This is a genomic window from Hallella bergensis DSM 17361 (genome assembly GCF_000160535.1).
In the GTDB taxonomy this organism is placed as follows: Bacteria; Bacteroidota; Bacteroidia; order Bacteroidales; family Bacteroidaceae; genus Prevotella; species Prevotella bergensis.
The window spans coordinates 529,855-547,124 of record NZ_GG704780.1 but is presented as its reverse complement, the minus strand read 5'-3'; the positions used below and the strand labels follow the sequence as shown (position 1 = coordinate 547,124).

9 protein-coding genes are annotated in these 17,270 nt (G+C 48.7%); all 9 read right to left on the bottom strand.

The window, feature by feature from the left end; translation table 11 throughout:
• Window positions 1-120 precede the first annotated feature (120 nt).
• On the bottom strand, window positions 121-1,404 hold the full coding sequence (locus HMPREF0645_RS02135) for a sugar MFS transporter (RefSeq protein ID WP_007173180.1): 1,284 nt from the start codon (window positions 1,402-1,404) through the stop codon (window positions 121-123).
• 13 nt (window positions 1,405-1,417) lie between these two features.
• Window positions 1,418-2,347 carry an ROK family protein gene (locus HMPREF0645_RS02130; RefSeq protein ID WP_044123228.1) on the bottom strand — a complete coding sequence of 310 codons (930 nt, stop codon included), beginning with the start codon at window positions 2,345-2,347 and terminating at the stop codon, window positions 1,418-1,420.
• Between the two features lie 21 nt (window positions 2,348-2,368).
• Window positions 2,369-3,997 (bottom strand): hypothetical protein, encoded by a 1,629-nt coding sequence (locus HMPREF0645_RS02125; protein ID WP_044123140.1) that lies wholly within the window; start codon window positions 3,995-3,997, stop codon window positions 2,369-2,371.
• Window positions 3,998-4,011: 14 nt separating this feature from the next.
• On the bottom strand, window positions 4,012-5,613 hold the full coding sequence (locus HMPREF0645_RS02120) for a sulfatase family protein (protein ID WP_007173176.1): 1,602 nt from the start codon (window positions 5,611-5,613) through the stop codon (window positions 4,012-4,014).
• A 94-nt stretch (window positions 5,614-5,707) separates the two neighbouring features.
• Window positions 5,708-7,378, bottom strand: coding sequence for a RagB/SusD family nutrient uptake outer membrane protein (locus HMPREF0645_RS02115; protein ID WP_007173175.1), 1,671 nt, complete (start codon window positions 7,376-7,378; stop codon window positions 5,708-5,710).
• A gap of 22 nt (window positions 7,379-7,400) precedes the next feature.
• Complete coding sequence (locus HMPREF0645_RS02110) at window positions 7,401-10,571, bottom strand: SusC/RagA family TonB-linked outer membrane protein (protein WP_419185639.1); 3,171 nt, start codon at window positions 10,569-10,571, stop codon at window positions 7,401-7,403.
• 169 nt (window positions 10,572-10,740) lie between these two features.
• Window positions 10,741-13,338, bottom strand: coding sequence for a DUF4962 domain-containing protein (locus HMPREF0645_RS02105; protein ID WP_007173173.1), 2,598 nt, complete (start codon window positions 13,336-13,338; stop codon window positions 10,741-10,743).
• Between the two features lie 5 nt (window positions 13,339-13,343).
• Window positions 13,344-14,597 carry a DUF4995 domain-containing protein gene (locus HMPREF0645_RS02100; protein ID WP_007173172.1) on the bottom strand — a complete coding sequence of 418 codons (1,254 nt, stop codon included), beginning with the start codon at window positions 14,595-14,597 and terminating at the stop codon, window positions 13,344-13,346.
• A gap of 41 nt (window positions 14,598-14,638) precedes the next feature.
• Entirely contained in the window at window positions 14,639-16,648 is a 2,010-nt protein-coding gene (hepC, locus tag HMPREF0645_RS02095; protein WP_007173171.1) for a heparin-sulfate lyase HepC, read from the bottom strand.
• Window positions 16,649-17,270: the final 622 nt, after the last annotated feature.

Here is a 17,270-nt window from a genome sequence, read left to right as displayed (position 1 = left end):
TTCTTTTTTGAAAAAACAGGGTCGAGAGACTTCAAAAAGAGTATTATCGTCAAATTCGATGGACTTGCAGGAGTTTTTGCCATACCACGAGCTTGCATGGTTATTATTGATTAGCAGACCTTAATTCCGCTTCGCGAAGCCCAGCAGTTCTTTTAGTGTTACAGTTTTGTTGTTGATCAACGGGTTTGCCCAAAAACCGATGAATGTAATGTATCCCATAAAAAGGATCACTAAGAGCATTCCCGTACGCAATGACGTCGCATCGGACAAGAGACTGATCAGCAGCGGCCCCCCTGCACCTCCGACAATTCCGGAACAGAGAATGCCGGCAAAGGAACCATGGTTTTGGGTCACTGTGTTCAGAGCCAGGGAGAAGACTATGGAGTACATCATGGAAATGCTGAAACCAATGGCCGGAAATGCCCACAGCGCAACGCTTGTCGGGCCAAACAGGGCAATCAGCAGCAAAGTGATGGAGAGCAGTCCGGAGATTTGCAACAGGCGCTTGCTGTCTATCAATCTCAGCAAAAACATACCAACAAGGCACCCGACTGTCATCGAGCCCCAGAAGTAACTGATGCTCTGTGCACCCACTGTTTTGGGGTCAATGCCATGGTATTGTTCCAGGAAAGTACTCATGAAAATAGAAACACCTTGTTCTGTGCTAACGTAACAAAAGATGCCCAAAAAGAAGAGCCACACGTATTTCTGGCGGAACAATCTCTTATAGGAATCGGAAGAGCCACTGCGTTCATCATCTTTCAGTTCAATATGCGGAAAGCGAACGAAAGACACGATGAGTAGCATAGCCAGCAACAACGCTGCAAATATCCAATACAAGGAAACCCAGGGAAGATCGTTGGGAGTCATGCTGGCCAGCATATCCAGAAGGAAATTCTGCCCGTGCTGATAGACTCCCGGCTCAAGGGCATGGATCATCCAAGTGTAGACCAAAGGACTGATAAATGAGGCCACCCCAAATACAAACTGTGCCAATTCTGCTACAAAAGCGTAGTTTTCTTCTCCGCCTACAACGCGCTGAAGGGGATTGAGAACGGTCTGCAACATCGCCATTCCCAGTCCTATGATAAAGGAGGAAAGCAGCAACACCGGATAAGAAGGGAAGCATGCAAATAGGGTGGTCCCGATAAAAGGCATCAGGAACCCTGTGAACAACACAAGCTTCTCCCCGAATTTATCGATCAATACACCTGCCGGAATCGACATAATGGCATAGGCCAGGAAAAAAGAGGTCGGAATAAATCCTGCCATGGCCAAGTCTTTCAACTTGAAGTTGTGGATAATGTCAGGAATTAACGGCCCGAGAATGTTGGTAATAAATGAGATGGTGAACCAAAACATCATGATGAGTACCAACATATTCCATCTCTTGTTGTTTTTCATTTCTTTCGTCTTTTTATAGGAATAATGATGCCGCTCCGACAAGTCCGGCTCTATTCCCTAATGATGCTACTACGATTTCTGTATTCAAGGCGCAGTCGGCTATGACATGCTCTCGCACAACCTTCCTGATATTCTCTATATAGAATGTGCCCGCCTCGGCTATGCCTCCACCTATCACGATTCGTTGGGGGCTGAATATGTTGACAAACCCAGCGATTCCCCTCCCTAAATAATAGAAGTGCTCGTTCATACATTCGACAGCTGTCGGGAAGTTTTCCTGGTATAAGCGGACGATTAACTCGCCGTTGATTTCGGCATCGAAACTTTGATGGCGTTCTTGGGCCAATGCACGGAAACGGCGCACCAAAGCAGACGTCGAGGCATAATGCTCCAAGCAGCCTACTGCTCCGCAGGCACAACGCTCGCCATTGGCTATCAACGGCACATGCCCCAACTCCATACCCCGGTTGGCATAGCCGTTGAAAGGTTTGCCATCGATAAAGACAGACCCGCCAATACCGGTTCCTACAGTTAGAAACACGACATGAGTATAGCCTTTCCCTGAGCCGAATTTCATCTCACCCCAACCCATCATGCCCGCGTCATTTCCAACCTTTACCGGCAAACTCATTTGTTCTTCCAACAGAGAAGCCACATCGATGTTTTCCCAGCCGACAATGTTTTCTGCACCTCCGAGCACTATACGGTTACTCTCGTCTACGATTCCGGGTGTACCAAGTCCGATCCCCCGTACCTTAAGTTTTTGTTTGATGGCTTCATCTTTTAATAATGTAGCGGCTTTTGTCAGCTGTTCTATGACTTTCTCAGCTGAAACATGGGCCAAAGAGGGCAATCTTCCCTCAAGGAGAAGATCACCCGCTTGATTGACCAAAGCATATTTTATAGATGTGCCACCTAAATCAATTCCTATTGCATATTCCATCATGTATCAAATTAGGAACCATTAAGTTCTTTCCACCCATATCGGAGAACTCCATGCCCATTGGCCGTCGCGCTGGCGAACCCTGACATAATAATAATCCGTATCTCTTTCGGGCTTGGTGTCTTCCATGTAGTGCTCCATCGTAAAGCAACTCTCCGGCATTGCGCGGTTGAAGAGAATCGCCTCGCTCAGCCAGCCAATCATAAAATGTGAACGGGAGCCTTCGAGAAGTTCACCAAGTGAATGCTCAAACTTTTTGCCATTGAATTCAGCCGTAATCATGCCGTCTTTAGGCATCGTTACATCGAGAATAACGGCTTGCATGGCAGGAGTGGTCGTGTTGGGATTCTTAGAACTGTACATGTCCAGCTCCGTATCCTTGTCCGTAACAGATAGGATGCGGTTGACCTTAGTTTCAAACTCCGTCTCGCCCGGTTGTGGAGAGGTGAAGGCAGCACCACGGAAGCAAGGTTCAACATGGTTGATTTTCCCCTTGCTTACAGACAGCTTTCCCTGCCAGTGCACATATTTTTCTTCACGGTTCCACCCGAAGTCTACCTTCACCTTGCAGCGCACCATGTCTCCTTCCGGCATCTCAGGCAACAACGGTCCGCTCAGGCGGGCAACGCATTTCCTGTTTTTGACGATATCAATGTAATCAATGCAGCTTCCGCCTTCAACATTCAGGTAGATGCGGCGGCTGTTCCCCCGAACCACATCACCCGGGAAAGCATCATTCAAGCGGAAATCTATATTGATCTTATCGCCCGTAGCACAGCAGACATGGCGGCGCTTCATGGCTTCCCAAAGATTGTCGCGGGTCAACGACTCCGCAAGAATACCGATGCGTCCGTCGCCATAACTGCCCGGATAGCCTGCATGTTGGTCTGTAGACCCCATGATGCCAAACTTCTTGCCCTGTTCCAATCCACACTGGATGGTGCCGTTCCATTGGCGAGGCCCCATGTCGTGCAGATAATTATAGTCGCCCTGATCGCTTTCTGCCAATCCATGACGTGAATACATTTCTACAAATGGGGTCTGCTCTCCTTCGGTAAAGAAGTTCCAGTTATAGCCACGGTAGCCGGTTTGATAACCCATGTGATGCGGAGTGATAAATACCTTCTGTCCACGGAGCTTCTGTTTCAGATCTTCTACAGAGGTGCATTCCACCAAGGGTGCATGCAGATCATAATTCAGGGCTACGTGGTCACCATGTTGCATGCTGTGTATTTCGTAACTAACGAAGGTTAGGAATTTCCCCTCCTTGTTATATTCATTGGTCATGGCCACATACTTCTCATAGCCTCCTTGACGCAAGCGCTTGAACGCACCAGTATGATAGTCGATTACCCACTTGAGACGCGGATCGTTTGCGCCGGGAATATCCGGCCACATCGCATGAGGCGTGACAGACACAAAGTCCAATTGTTGCTTGGCCGCCTCAAATGCTGAGCGCATATCGCCGTGCCCATAGGTTATATTGCAATGGTTGTGCAAGTCTCCCCAGAAATATTTCAGGTTGCTGGCAGAGGGCATCACCTTTTTGCCCATAGAAGCTCTCCGCTCGCATGCAGACAACAAACTGCCGGAAGCTGCCAGTCCAAGAAAAGACCAGCCTGAACGCTTCAAAAATGTTCTTCTATCCATAGTCTTCGTTATAATTATTTGTTATTTTTTCGATAATCACCTTTGAAGAGTTCATGCTTCTTTTCGTCAGGGTCATCATCTTTGTATTTTTTTTGAGTTTCCTTCAGGAGAGACATCAGTTCTGCCCGTTTGGCGGCATATTCCGGCTTGTCAAACACGTTGGTCATTTCGTTCGGGTCTTTCTTCAAATCATACATCTCCCATTCGTCAATATTGTTATAGAAGTGTATCAGCTTGAAGTCTGCGGTACGAATACCATAGTGTCTCTTAACCGAATGTTCTGCAGGATACTCATAGTAATGATAGTAGGCAGCCTTTCTCCAGTCCGGCGAAACCTTTCCTTCGTTTTCCAGAATCGATTTAAAAGATTGCCCTTGAATATCTGCGGGTATGTCTACGCCGGCAAAATCCAATAGAGTAGGGGCAAAGTCCACATTCATGGTGATGGCCTTTGACAAACTACCGGCCTTGATGGCCTTGGGATAGCGGATGACCAGCGGCATGCGTTGGCATTCTTCATACATGAACCGTTTGTCGAACCAGCCGTGTTCGCCCAGGAAGAAGCCTTGATCTGAAGTATAGATAATGATGGTATTATCCAACTCTCCGGTCTTCTCTAAATAATCGAGCAGTCTTCCAATGTTTTCGTCCACGGCTACCACAGTCGACAGGTAATCACGCATGTATTGCTGATACTTCCAACTGACAAGTTCTTTGCCCTTGAGGTTACCGTTGCGATATTCTGAAATGCGTTGTGCATACACCGAGTCCCATTTATCCTGCACATCAGATGGCATTCTCTTGTACACCTGATAGAGGCGGTTTGTCGTGTCTTTCAGCATTTCGTCACGCGTCAGCAACTTGAGATCCCAGTCGTTTCTCAGTGTGTGTTCAATGGACATATCCTGCTCTTTGGCAGCAGAGCCCCGGCCTTCGTAAGTGTCGAAAAGTGTGGCAGGCTCAGGAAATACGGTGTTGTTGAACATTCCCATGTGCCGTGGGGCGGGCATCCAATTACGATGCGGAGCCTTCTGATGATACATCATGCAGAAAGGTTTGCTCTTATCTCTTTTTTCCAAATATTCGATGGCCTTGTCTGTCACGATGTCGGTCACATACCCTTGCTCGACAACTTGCTTGCCGTTTTCGTTGAAATCCGGATTATAATAATCTCCTTGTTCACGCTGTCCGGTAAGAATGCACCAATAGTCGAACCCCTGAGGTTCGCTCATCAGATGCCACTTGCCAATAATAGACGTTTGATAACCGGCTTCCTGCAACAGTTTGGGGAAAGTCTGCTGGTCACCGTCAAAGGTACTGGAATTGTCAGTGAACCCATTGATATGGCTGAATTTTCCAGTCAGGATACATGCCCTTGACGGACCGGACAACGCATTGACTGCATAGCAGTTGTCCATGCGAATCCCCTCTTTGGCTATCCTGTCCATATTGGGAGTCTGGAGAAGATGTCCACCATAGCACGACATAGCTTGCGTCGTGTGGTCATCTGTCATCATCAAGAGTATATTCGGACGTTTCACATCCTCTTTGGTTGTGTTGCAAGATGACATTCCCACAGCAGTCAGAGGCAGAAGTAAATAGGATAAGCGATTCATGTTGAATTTATCTTATGGTTTATTTTTTATTTTCAGAAGAAGGAGATGGAGAGAATCATGAGTGGTTTTCTCTCCATCATACTCCCAGACCGCATTATTTGTAACCCGGATTGTTCTGATTTTTTAAAGCTGGGTTAGCCTGTATTTCTCCTAAAGGTATGGGGAAAAGCTCGTGCTGACCCTTGACAAATTTCTCGCCGGCCACATATTTGCCTTTGAGTGACTTGTGCATGTGATCCTGGAAATACTTCAGTGCATCGCCCAAGATTCCCCAACGCAACAAGTCGTATTTGCGTTGGCCTTCGAAAGCCAACTCGAATCCGCGTTCCCAATAGAGTGCCGTGCGGAATTTTCCGGCGGCGTCACCATCCTGAATATACGGCAAGTTATATACTTTTGGAGCCTTCATCAGTTCATTGTAGTTAGCATCTGTAATGGGAGTTGCATGTGCACGTGTACGCACAGCGTTCAACAGCTTCCACGCTTCCTGTGTGTTGCCTAATTCGTTGTAGGCTTCGGCAGCCATCAACACAGCATCAGCATAACGCAGCGGACAATAGTTCACACCCGTGTTATTGGGATCTACAAATCCTCCGGGCATCCATTCTCTTCTCCATTTGCCGGGATACCAGTCCGTGAGTTTTTTATTCTCCACTTTTTTATGCGTGCCCTTGTCTGCATCCCATTTGTATTTATAGGTGCACACCATGACATCTCGGCGTTCGTCTTGGTCTTCGAAGAACCCTTTCCACGCCGGCAGCACGCGGAAGAAAGCATTGGCTCGTCCCATCGCGTCCGGTGTTGCATTCTTTTTGGGTGCATCTACTTCCGGCCCGTTATAGGTAGCCCATGTTCCTGCATTGTCCCTGTAACCGGATCCGGTAGGGTTGAAGGCAATTTCCCACAGGCTCTCCTTGGAGTTCAGGGTGCCTGCGGAATAACCTACAAACAACTCCTTGTATCCTTGATCATAAAAGCCGTGATAGCCCTCGCTCTGCAAGGCAGACCATTCAGAGACAACGGCGTTGAAATAATTTTTCCTACTCGCCTCGTCCGGCCGCGTCAGCTTTCCATCTTGCTGTAGACTATAGCCGGCACGCTGGAGATAGACGCGCATCAGCATGGCATGAGCAGCACCTCGCGAGACCACTTCCGGCGAAGACGAAGCATTGGCTTTCTGAAGATTCTCCTTGGCGAAGTTCAGGTCGGCAATGATCTGGTCGTAAATCTCCTCACGATTCACACGGCCATTGAAAGCCCCATCATATCCAGAAGTGTAGTTTGTCTTGAACGGAACGTCTCCCCAATACTTGACCAGGTCAAATGCCAGGAAGGCACGGAGGAAATGGGCTTGGCCCAGCAAGTCTTTCAGATAAGGGTCATTTTCATAATTTACCATCTTCTGAATACCATCAATGGCAAAGTTGGCGCGGTCAATTCCCATATATTTGTATTTCCATAAGTCCGCCACCCATTTGTTGGTCGAGCTTACCATATAATGGGCAATATCACGGCGCGTGTTGTCCGTACCGGTTCCCTTAATATAGTAGATGTCATCCGAAGATGGCATGGCCATTTCAAACTGTCCATAATGGTTCAAGGTTGACAGGCTGTTATAAATTCCGACAACCGCCATTTTGGCTTGTTCCGTGGACTTGAAATAGGTGTCCTTCTCATAGAAGGAAGTAGGCTTTTCTGTTAGTTCGCAAGAAGAAAAACCTGCTGCAATCAGTATGCTAAGTGCAAAGACTTTATATATTTTCATTGTATGATCCTTTTGAAGTTCTTTAGAATGCTAAATTAATGCCGAAGACAAACGATCTGCTCTTTGGATAAGCTCCAAAATCGACACCCGGTGTCAGGGCGTTACCCATTGTAGATACCTCCGGATCAAAACCGGAATACTTGGTCCATGTCAACAAGTTAGAACCGGTGGCATACAAGCGAAGCTTATTCACACCGATCTTCTTGATCATCTTTCTGGGGAATGTATATCCCAAAGTGATATTGCTGAGCTTCAGGAACGAGCCGTCTTCAACAGCCCATGAGTGAATATAGGTGTCACCAATCTCGTTGTCATAGATTGCAGCGATGGTTTTGCCCCGATTGATTTCTTCCATCTCCTTGGGATCAGTAATCAGTCCACCTGACTTGTTGACCAAAACCCAGCGGTTTTTAGAGTCGGCCACTGCCAATACATTCTTATTGAGCAAAGCCGTCTTTGTGTTTGTCAGTTTTGTGGCGTTCAGCACATCATTGCCAATACTATAGGTCAAGAAGATGCTCAAGTCAAAATCCCGGTAAGTGAAGGTGTTGTTCAGACCGCCATAAACTTTGGGATAGGCGTTTCCGATAACCGTTTTGTCATCCTCGGTTATTTTGTTGTCTTCACTTCCATCTACATTCTTGAACTTCCACATGCCGGGCTTCACGTTTTTCTTATTCCCCGCATAGGGCACACCATCTTTCAAGGTATATGTCTTGGTGGCTGCGTCATAGTCGAAGTCGGACACCTGATACAAGCCGTCCGTCACATATCCGTACATTTGTCCCAGAGGTTGGTTCACACCGATAATGTGCGTGTTTTGTTCATAACCAAATTTTGCCTCCCACAATTGCACCTTCTCACCTGTCAGCTTCTTGACAGAATTTGTGTTGTGAGACAGGGTCAAGTCTGTGTTCCAAGTAAAGTTCTTGGTCATCACGTTAATTGAATTGATGGTCAGATCAAGCCCTTTGTTTTCAGTTTCACCGGCATTAATGACCATACTGCTATAACCCGCAGAGGTTGGCAACTTGGCATTGAGCAACAAGTTGCTGCTGCGATTGATATAAAACTCTGGGGAAATCGTCAGGCGCTGTTTGAAGAAACCAAAATCAAGACCGAAGTTAAAGGTTTTGTTGGCTTCCCATTTCAAGTCAGGGTTGGGAATCTGCTTGGATACATATCCCGACTGCGTGGAATCTCCGTTGGGATAATTCACAGACCCCAGCGTGGCCAAGCTCAGATAGTTGCCAATACGGTTGTTTCCTGCCATACCATAGCCCAAGTGAAGTTTCAGATTGGAGAAAACATTCAGGTTTTTGATAAATTCCTCTTCTCCCAATCGCCATGCGGCAGAGAAAGCCGGGAAGTATCCCCATTTGTTGTTTTTACCAAACTTAGAGGAGCCATCAGCACGAAGAGAAGCCGAAAACAGATATTTATCCATGAACCCATAGTTGAATCGGGTAAAGAATGAGAGCAGCTTGTCGTCATAGTTCTCACCGGACGAAACCGCCGTCGGTAAACCCAGTGAAAGGTCTGCCAAGCCAATATCATCATTGGGGAAGTTTGAGGCCGCCGCCTTGAAGTTACGGTTCCAACGATCAACATACTCCTGTCCGACAATGGCTGTTACATCGTGCCCATTCCCTGACCATTTATAATTCAGCACATTTGAAGTTTGGAAACTGCCGTATTCCAGATTTTGAATGCTGCCGTTTATGCTCGAACGCTTGGCTACGATCGACTTGGCACCATAAAAGACATCATTCCGACGTGTCTGATAGCGCATGCCCGTGGTGTTGCGGAATGACAAACCCTTGAAGAGTTTCAGGGTAAAGCCTCCGTTTGCCAGGAACGTGCGGAATTGACGATCATTGGTTTCCTCCGCAGCTGAGAGCAACGGGTTCTGCATCACATTGCCCGAATCATCGACAAAGATAGGGTCTTCGTCCTCCAACAACAAATCATCAGTACCGTTGATTCCTATGGTAGGACGATACTGCAGAATGTGCTGCATCTTGTTGAATCGGTCGCCTCCATCAGACGTCCCCATGCCATAAACCTTCATCTGGTCGTAGCTGATACGTGCATTGACAGTCAGACGGTCATTCAGCTTGTGGCTCATGTTGAAAGAGATGTTATGCTTCTTGTTACCACTGTACACCATCGCACCTTCCTCGTCATAATAAGAGTAGGCCAGGTTGTAGTTCAGCTTGCCGATTCCACCTGACACCCCTACACGATAATTTTGTGTCAGTGCGGTGCGTCCCAGTGTCTTGTCCTGCCAGTCCAATCCCTTGCGGTTGCCATAGTTGGCCTGGATATCGCTGTACTTTCCATACACTTTCTCATAAGCCGTAATATCCTTATCCCAGTCATCTTGGGTTACATTATCAAATACCCGACGCTCATAATCGAGTTTGGCAAATTCGTAAGGAGAAAGAACATCTAATTTCTTGGCAATCTTCTTGAAGCCGATATAGCTGTCAAAGGTCACCGTCGACTTTCCGCCTTTGGCTCCGTTCTTCGTTGTGATCACAACCACACCATTGGCACCACGCGCACCATAGATGGCCGTTGCCGAAGCATCCTTCAGAATGTCGATTGTTTCTATCTCGGCAGGCGAGAGGGTTGCCATGCCGTCCTCGCTTGGAAAACCATCGATGATATACAATGGTTCGTTGCTCTGTGTAATGGAAATACCACCACGCACGCGGACGGAAATAGAAGCCCCAGGGGCACCTTCACTTTGCAACACCTGCACACCGGCCATACGTCCTGCCAAGGCCTGGGTGATGTCGCTCGTGGGAACTTTTGAGAGTTCCTTGCCTTCTATCGAAGCTACCGAACCCGTCAAATCCTTACGTTTAACCGTGGCATAGCCAATGGCAACGACTTCGTCCAGCAGCAAGGGGTCGGCCTTTAAAGTCACATTGATCACACTTCGGTTGTTCACTTTGACTTCCTGAGGTGACATGCCCACATAAGAGAACTCAAGCACATCTTTGGATGCATTGTTCACTTTCAAACTATAGTTACCGTTGGCATCAGTAACCGTTTTGAGGTTGGCTGCGCCTTTAACGGCAACACTGCCCCCAATCACTCCGTATCCTTCGCTGTCGACCACCTTACCGGTCACGGTCAGGCTTTGTGCACTTGCAACAACACTGACAAAAGCGAGGATAAACATCAACACATATTTCTTGAATTTATCCATAAATAATAGGTTTTTAGTACTTCCCATTTTATAAAGAATTTAAGGTTTTATCTTCTGTTGTTATAGCCGTTCCCCGGTCATTGGCATCTACGACGCCAACGCCGAGAAACGTTAGTAGTCATCATTTGATTTCATCATACCATCAGATTTCCAACTCCGGGAACTCATCTCTCAACAGCGTCTGCTTCCCGTTTTCGAGAATCATCGTTTCTTCGCCATGATAGGAAATCCGGTCTTTGCCTTCCGCATTTGTTATCTCAAACATCGGTGCGTTCATTTTCCCGAGGTTCAGGCGTATCATCCAGTTGCCCACCTTGATCTGATCTTTGCCGATTAAGGTCGGCTTCACAGCTTTCGAAGCCTTGTTGTGCGTGTCGATAATCGTTGCAAACCGATAGACGGCCGACTTCTCGCTGTTTGCCGTGAAGTGCCAATGGTTGGGATATTCTTCAAACTTGCCCTTTTCATCCATTCGCAACCAGCTCACCGGCTTGAGAAAGAAAGTATCGGTTACTGCTATGGACAGCTGTCCCGAACCTAAAAGATAAGCGTCTGAAACACCGTCGCCATGCGTAGCCTTGACGTGTACAAAATCGTTCTCCTGCTTGGCTTGTATGGGTTCTGCCACCGTGTGTAGCAGATAGTTCCACACGATGGGGCGGTCGCCCTCCAGTTCATCATAAATAAAGATGAGTCCACTGTTACCCAAGTTCACCATATGTCTTCTGAAGGTCTTGACATGGTTCTCGTCCCATCCGTTGGCCGGGGAATAATCCAAATCCGATTCCTTGCCTCTCTGCAGCCACAGTTTGGAGATAACCTTGCCGTAGGCGTTGGAAGCATCGCCCAGGACATATCCTATGCTGTCGCCCACGTATGACCGTGGTATCCAGCCATAGCCTTCGGTACCAATGCGTTGTCCCATGCCGTCGGCCAATATCGTGTTGTGCGCCCTTGTGCCTCGATGACAGTACACGGCATGCTTGTCCGTGAAGGCAACGTGATGCCCGCTGCTGTAGAACAGGGATTTCCCGCCATAAAATGTATTGAAAGCGTTTTGATTGGCCAAGGCGTGCGAGGTAGACCCATATGGGCTGGACCTGAAACTCCACATGGCATTGTGCTTGAAGTCGCTCCAGTTTGTCATGAAAGAGGCAAGACCCGTCTGCGGGAACACATAGCCTGAGGGCAAATCCTTCAGGCCTTTTCCCGTGGGCAACGGCTTGTCACACAACAACCTGAACCACGACAGGTCGCCGGGCTTGTTGAGAAACGCCTTCCTCAGATAGTTGGGTTCCTCACGCAGGGTTATCTTCACATAATCAGCAGCATAGCTGTTGCCCGTCAGGCGTGCCAGGGCATCCAAGTAACCCACCCGGATGGGGCGAGGCCTGGTGACCTTGAGGTGGGAGCTGCCGTTTCCTCCCGACTTGGAGAATGGCGGTTGTTGGAAAATGGTGTACATCACGTTTCCCTGATACCAGGGGTCCTTGAAAAAGTCAAATCCCGTGAGTTTGCCGAAATAATAAGGCACCTCGATCAGGGTACGGGTGTTGACGGTGAAATAGGAGTCACCATTGTGCCATGCGCCGTCTTTGTTCAGTCCCGGCAGGCGGGCAAGCCATACATTATAGCAGTAGTTCAACCAGGTGTTCGCCTCGTTCAATTCGCCATACACACTGACGGCGGCCATGGTCAGGATACGGTAGGTCATCTGCCACACATGATTGTCGGCAATGTAGATCTCCAAGTCATTGTTGTACGAGTTGTAGAATTTGGTTGCTTTCTCCTTGACGGCCTCAAACAAGGTTGATTTCTCCTTGGGAGTCAGAATATTGTAGAAAGAATCATAGGCCATGGAGGCAAGCGACAGCAAGGTGGCATCGTTGAAATCGCCCTTCACGTTGGGGTCTTTATCCCAGTCTATCATCGTGAGTATGCGGTCCAAGGCTCCCCGGGCATACCGCTTGTCGCGTGTGAGCAGGTAAGCCCGTATGAGCGCCTCGCAATTGGCCTCTTCCTTGTCGATAATCCTACGGCTCTCCCGGGTGAGGAAAGCCTTGATTTGCATTTGATTTTTCAGTTTGGGCACCTGCGACGTGTTGATGTCGTTCACGGCTTTCATCGGTTTCTTCAACACTTCCTCGGCCTTCTTGCAATACCAACGATACTCTTGTTTACCCTTGCTTTTTTGGATCAGGTCGTCCCACTCGTCTTTCATCACCAGCACACGCGGATGCGTGGCAGGCACTTTGGAAAGAAATTCCCGGGCAGACGGTGGCAGGAACTTGTCGGGGCGTTGCTCTACCGTGAGCTTCTGAATGCTGCCCCAGGAGATGCCGTCCTTCTTGACATAACCATACTGCCAATACCACACGCCCGGAGCCAAATCTTTCTCCGGATTGTAGAAGGGCCATGGGGTCTGAACCTGCACAGCGTCCTTGTTGAAATCTTTCGTGCGGGCATAGCGCAGGGCGTAGAGAAGTTTGCTCTTGTCCGTCTTGTGCTGTACCTCAAAGCCGTCCAAGCCGCTTCCTCGGCCATTGTCCTCTTCCAATTTCCACTGGAACGACACCGCCCTGTCCGACACCACGGCACCGTCGAGCGGCGAGGGCGTCACGCGGGTTTCGTTCATCAGCGTAGACTGTGTAAGCCAAATGCGCGATTGATTTTCGGGTTTAGCTGCCCATAGACCCAAGGGAAGAAGGGTCATGGACAATGCAATTGCAAATCTTGTCATGGTGCTTATTTCGAAAAGTTGATGTATCTGTCGAGTGCTTCAAGATAGTAATAGTCGGCATAGTTGATGGGGGTGTCCACCTCCGAGCCGTTGGGCAGCGAGCCCACGGAGTGCATCAGGACAAATCCCTCGTTGGTGCCGGGTTGGGCAAGGTAGGCCGGTGAGGAAAGGTTCTTCAGGATGGTCTCTCCATACTTGAAATAGGGGTTGCCTTTCCCTGCCACCTTGCAAAGCTCGAACATAGCCGATGCGGTAATGGCTGCCGCAGACACATCGCGCGGCGTCTCCTTGGTCACCGGAGCGTCATAATCCCAGTAGGGAATGCAGTCGGCCGTCTTCACCCGTTTCATAATCATGTTGGCAATGTTGATGGCCTGCTGCAAGAACACGGGGTTCTTGGTTGCCATGTAGCAGTCTGTATAACCGTAGACCGCCCATGCCTGTCCGCGAGCCCACGAGGAGTCGTCTGCCTTGCCCTGGAACGTACACTTTTGTTCCACGCTTCCGTCGTCATTATAGCTGATCACGTGATAGGTGGTGAAATCAGGGCGGAAATGATGCTTCATTGTTGTGAGCGCATGCTTCACGGCAACATCGTAATATTTCGAATTGCCGGTGAGGTTGGTGGCCTCGAACAGCAACTTCAGGTTCATCATATTGTCAATGATGACGGGGAAGTTCCATGTGCCGAAGTCCCACGAGCGAATACAGCCGATGCGCTCGTCAAAGCGACCGCTGAGGTTGTCGGCCGTTTCCACGATCACCGCCTTGATGGTGTCGTTGGGAGAGAGCCTGAGTGCATTCCCATAGCTACAGTCCACCATGAAACCCAGGTCGTGGGTATTCTTGTAATATCTCAGGGGATTGAGCTTCTCGGTGTAAGCTATGGCTTGGTTCTTCAGCGCATTGTTTCCGGTGAGCTTGTAGGCATACCACAGACTTCCGGGAAAGAAACCACTGGTCCAGTCGTACACATCACAAAGACGGAGTGTGTTCAGTTTGTTGCTGCCGGGAAGCTCCACGAGTGTTCGCTTGAAGGAGTCGGTCTTGGCCTCTAACTGTCGCTCCAAGAAGTTCACGTCGTATCCTCTCCAAATGGATCGGGGGAAGGAATCTGTATGTGCCACGCGCTGGGCAGCAGACAGAAGCTGTTGTGAAGATACGTCAATGGCATGCTTGATCCAGTCGGCCTGCTTGGGTTTTGCCGATGCTGCCATCGTGAGCAACAAGGAGAATGCAATGATTATTTTAGTCTTCATTTTTTAAATTTTTTATGAGGTTATTATTGTGTTTATACGTGTTATCGTGTCCAGCTCAACACTTGCTTCTTGCCATTCACCTTGATTTCCACCTGCAATTCGCTGTCGGTAGCCTTGAGGATTTTGGCCTGAACGTTCTCTTTCTTGTCGGTTCCTGCAAAAGGCGTGATGACCGTGACAAATCTTACCGGCGACTCGTTGGCCTTGTTCAGATCGAACGAGAGTGACGGGCGGGCGGTCTTCTGTCGGTAGGCCTTCGAATACCAGCCCTCTGTGATTTCCAAGGTCGCTTTCTGATCGGAGAACCCCTGGATGCTCACGTTGCGGTTGTCGTCATATTGTGTGGTCACTTTCAGGTGGTCGCGGCCTGCATCAATCTTTCCATCGGTTAGATGATAGTTCAGGTTCACCGTGCCTGTGGCCTTGCCGAGTGCCTCGTCGACCAAGACAAAGAAGCGGTTGTCGACAAAAAACACTGTTCTGCGGTGGCGCAAGTCTCTGTAGGAGGGATTCTCCGTAACCAAGGTCTGCACTGCACCTTCCGGTTTCCATAGCAGCGTCTTTGACTCTGTGGTCTCTATGTTCTTATGGTCGAGGGTGAGTGTGTTGTGAACGGTGGTTTGTCTGAACCAGTCGCGCATCTTCAGCACCTCCTTGTCTCCTCCGTAAATATACGAACCGCTGTCGGGGAAAAGTTTCTTCCCATGAAACCATAACTCGAAAGTACCATTGTCGGGTTGGCAATGCCATTCGCCTTTCGGCCCGGCCTTGACCACCATCACCGTGGCATCCATTCCCCATCCGTTGCGGAAGGTGAAAAAGCCCGACGTGAGAAAGCCCTTGGATAGATGCTTGGGCATGGTGCCCTGCTTCCCCTTGGTTGCCAAGTATTTTATCGTCTCATTCTGCGGGAAGATTTTGCTCCACTCGCGGAAATTCTTAAGCTCGGCCTTGGGGTCGCCCAGTTTGGCATCGCTGAAACAGGGGTTGGTATAATCGGGGTAACAGATGTTGGCATAGAAGTCGATCATCTTTTCCACCGTATTAATATAGGACTGTGGGATCAGTTGCTCCACATGGTTGGCCTTGGCCACCGCGATGGCCCTGCAAAAGATGTTGATGCTGGCCAAGTGGTAGTGGGGGTCCAACTCAAACTGCCCACCATCGTCATAGACCTGCTTGCCAATCTCCCGGTTCAGAATGTCTATACCGCGCTTCTGCCATGCCGGGGCATCCTTGAACTCCGGGAAAAAAGTGCCTGCATAGAATATCCGCTGAGCCTCAAAGAGCAGGTGGTTGCCCTTCTCAGAGAAGTTGTGCATGATATGGTTGGCGTGGTTGTAGTAGTTCTGGAGAAACTCCAACAGGAATTCGGGCGTAAAGTTGGGCGAAGAAAGAAACAGCGTGAACTGGTTGATCTGGTCTTGCACGCGATGACTGGTTTCCAAGGGTCGCCATGCAAATGCAGCGTTCTCGATGATCTCGTCCTTGATTTTGGCATCCATTTCATACTGGTCTTTGGTCACCTCGGCCATGGGGTTTTTGGCAATCCAGTCTGAATATTGCAGCATCCATTCCTTGGCATAGCGCTCATCCTTGGTTTTCTGATACACCTTACCCATCGGCGTGAACCATTTGTGACGGTGCAGCTGCCAGCGCAGTTCGTTGTCTTTCACCGGCCAATATTTCCAATTGATATCCTTGCCGTAGTTAAACGAGGGTTGATAGCCGTCGTGCACATAAAATGTATGCTCCAAGGCATCATCTGCCCATTTTTGCTCGCGCTTGCTCACGGAGATGTTGTTCAGGTCGATGTCGGGATTGACAACGCCCTTGCGTGAGCGATAGTAGTTGAGCAACGCTTTGGAAGCTTGTCCATAGTCGCCCTTTTCACAGCATTGCTTTACCTTTTCCAGTCCCGGACGGTTCAGGTCTAACAATGCAAAGACACCTTTGTAGTCGCTCTCGCCACCCTCCGGCAATGCCCGTACCGAGCAGCACGTGGTGAGCAACAAGGCAAGAATAAGAAACAATCTGTATTGCCTAAACATAATTACATGTAGTTTTTAGTTATTTTGATGTGACAAAGATAGTGAAATGGAACGGTAAGCGGTTTCTATTTTGTTGAATCATCTGTTACTTTTGTCTAATTTGTTGTGACAATTCTTGATTTGCGGACGGGATCTGTTCACCCGTCCCAAGTCCATAAGCGGTCGCATGTCGATGTCTGTCGGCCGTCGGACGAACGTCTGGCGGCTGACAGACATGTGCGCGGCGGCCGCCGGACAGATGGATGACGGCCGAAAGACAAGTGGCGAAGTTGCCGACTCGCGCGGTCGGGAACGCGCAGAAGGATGACGATTAACACAGAATCTAAACGTTATTCTACAAAATTTAAAGTTTATTTCAAGCAAAAGCCATATCTTTACACCGCAATTTAAATCCTTCAGACAGGCATACGAAATCGCTACCAACCCCAAGTCCTATCACGACATTTGCACAATTATAATAACAATAAAAACCGGACATCCGTTTGTGATGTCATCATGATGAACTATGAAACGCCACTACATTTATGCAATCATTGCTGTTGCCATGGGAGCAACGGCTGTCAGTTGCTCGGACGATGCAACGGAGCTGACCAGGAAAGAGATTCTTGAACCTTCCTATTAT

Excerpts from the sequence above, each read along its gene's own strand:
- hepC (WP_007173171.1), bottom strand. The coding sequence starts at position 16,648 with ATGTTTAGGCAATACAGATTGTTTCTTATTCTTGCCTTGTTGCTCACC.
- HMPREF0645_RS02120 (WP_007173176.1), bottom strand. The coding sequence starts at position 5,613 with ATGAATCGCTTATCCTATTTACTTCTGCCTCTGACTGCTGTGGGAATG.
- HMPREF0645_RS02110 (WP_419185639.1), bottom strand. The coding sequence starts at position 10,571 with ATGTTTATCCTCGCTTTTGTCAGTGTTGTTGCAAGTGCACAAAGCCTG.
- HMPREF0645_RS02100 (WP_007173172.1), bottom strand. The coding sequence starts at position 14,597 with ATGAAGACTAAAATAATCATTGCATTCTCCTTGTTGCTCACGATGGCA.
- HMPREF0645_RS02125 (WP_044123140.1), bottom strand. The coding sequence starts at position 3,997 with ATGGATAGAAGAACATTTTTGAAGCGTTCAGGCTGGTCTTTTCTTGGA.
- HMPREF0645_RS02115 (WP_007173175.1), bottom strand. The coding sequence starts at position 7,378 with ATGAAAATATATAAAGTCTTTGCACTTAGCATACTGATTGCAGCAGGT.
- HMPREF0645_RS02130 (WP_044123228.1), bottom strand. The coding sequence starts at position 2,347 with ATGGAATATGCAATAGGAATTGATTTAGGTGGCACATCTATAAAATAT.
- HMPREF0645_RS02105 (WP_007173173.1), bottom strand. The coding sequence starts at position 13,338 with ATGACAAGATTTGCAATTGCATTGTCCATGACCCTTCTTCCCTTGGGT.
- HMPREF0645_RS02135 (WP_007173180.1), bottom strand. The coding sequence starts at position 1,404 with ATGAAAAACAACAAGAGATGGAATATGTTGGTACTCATCATGATGTTT.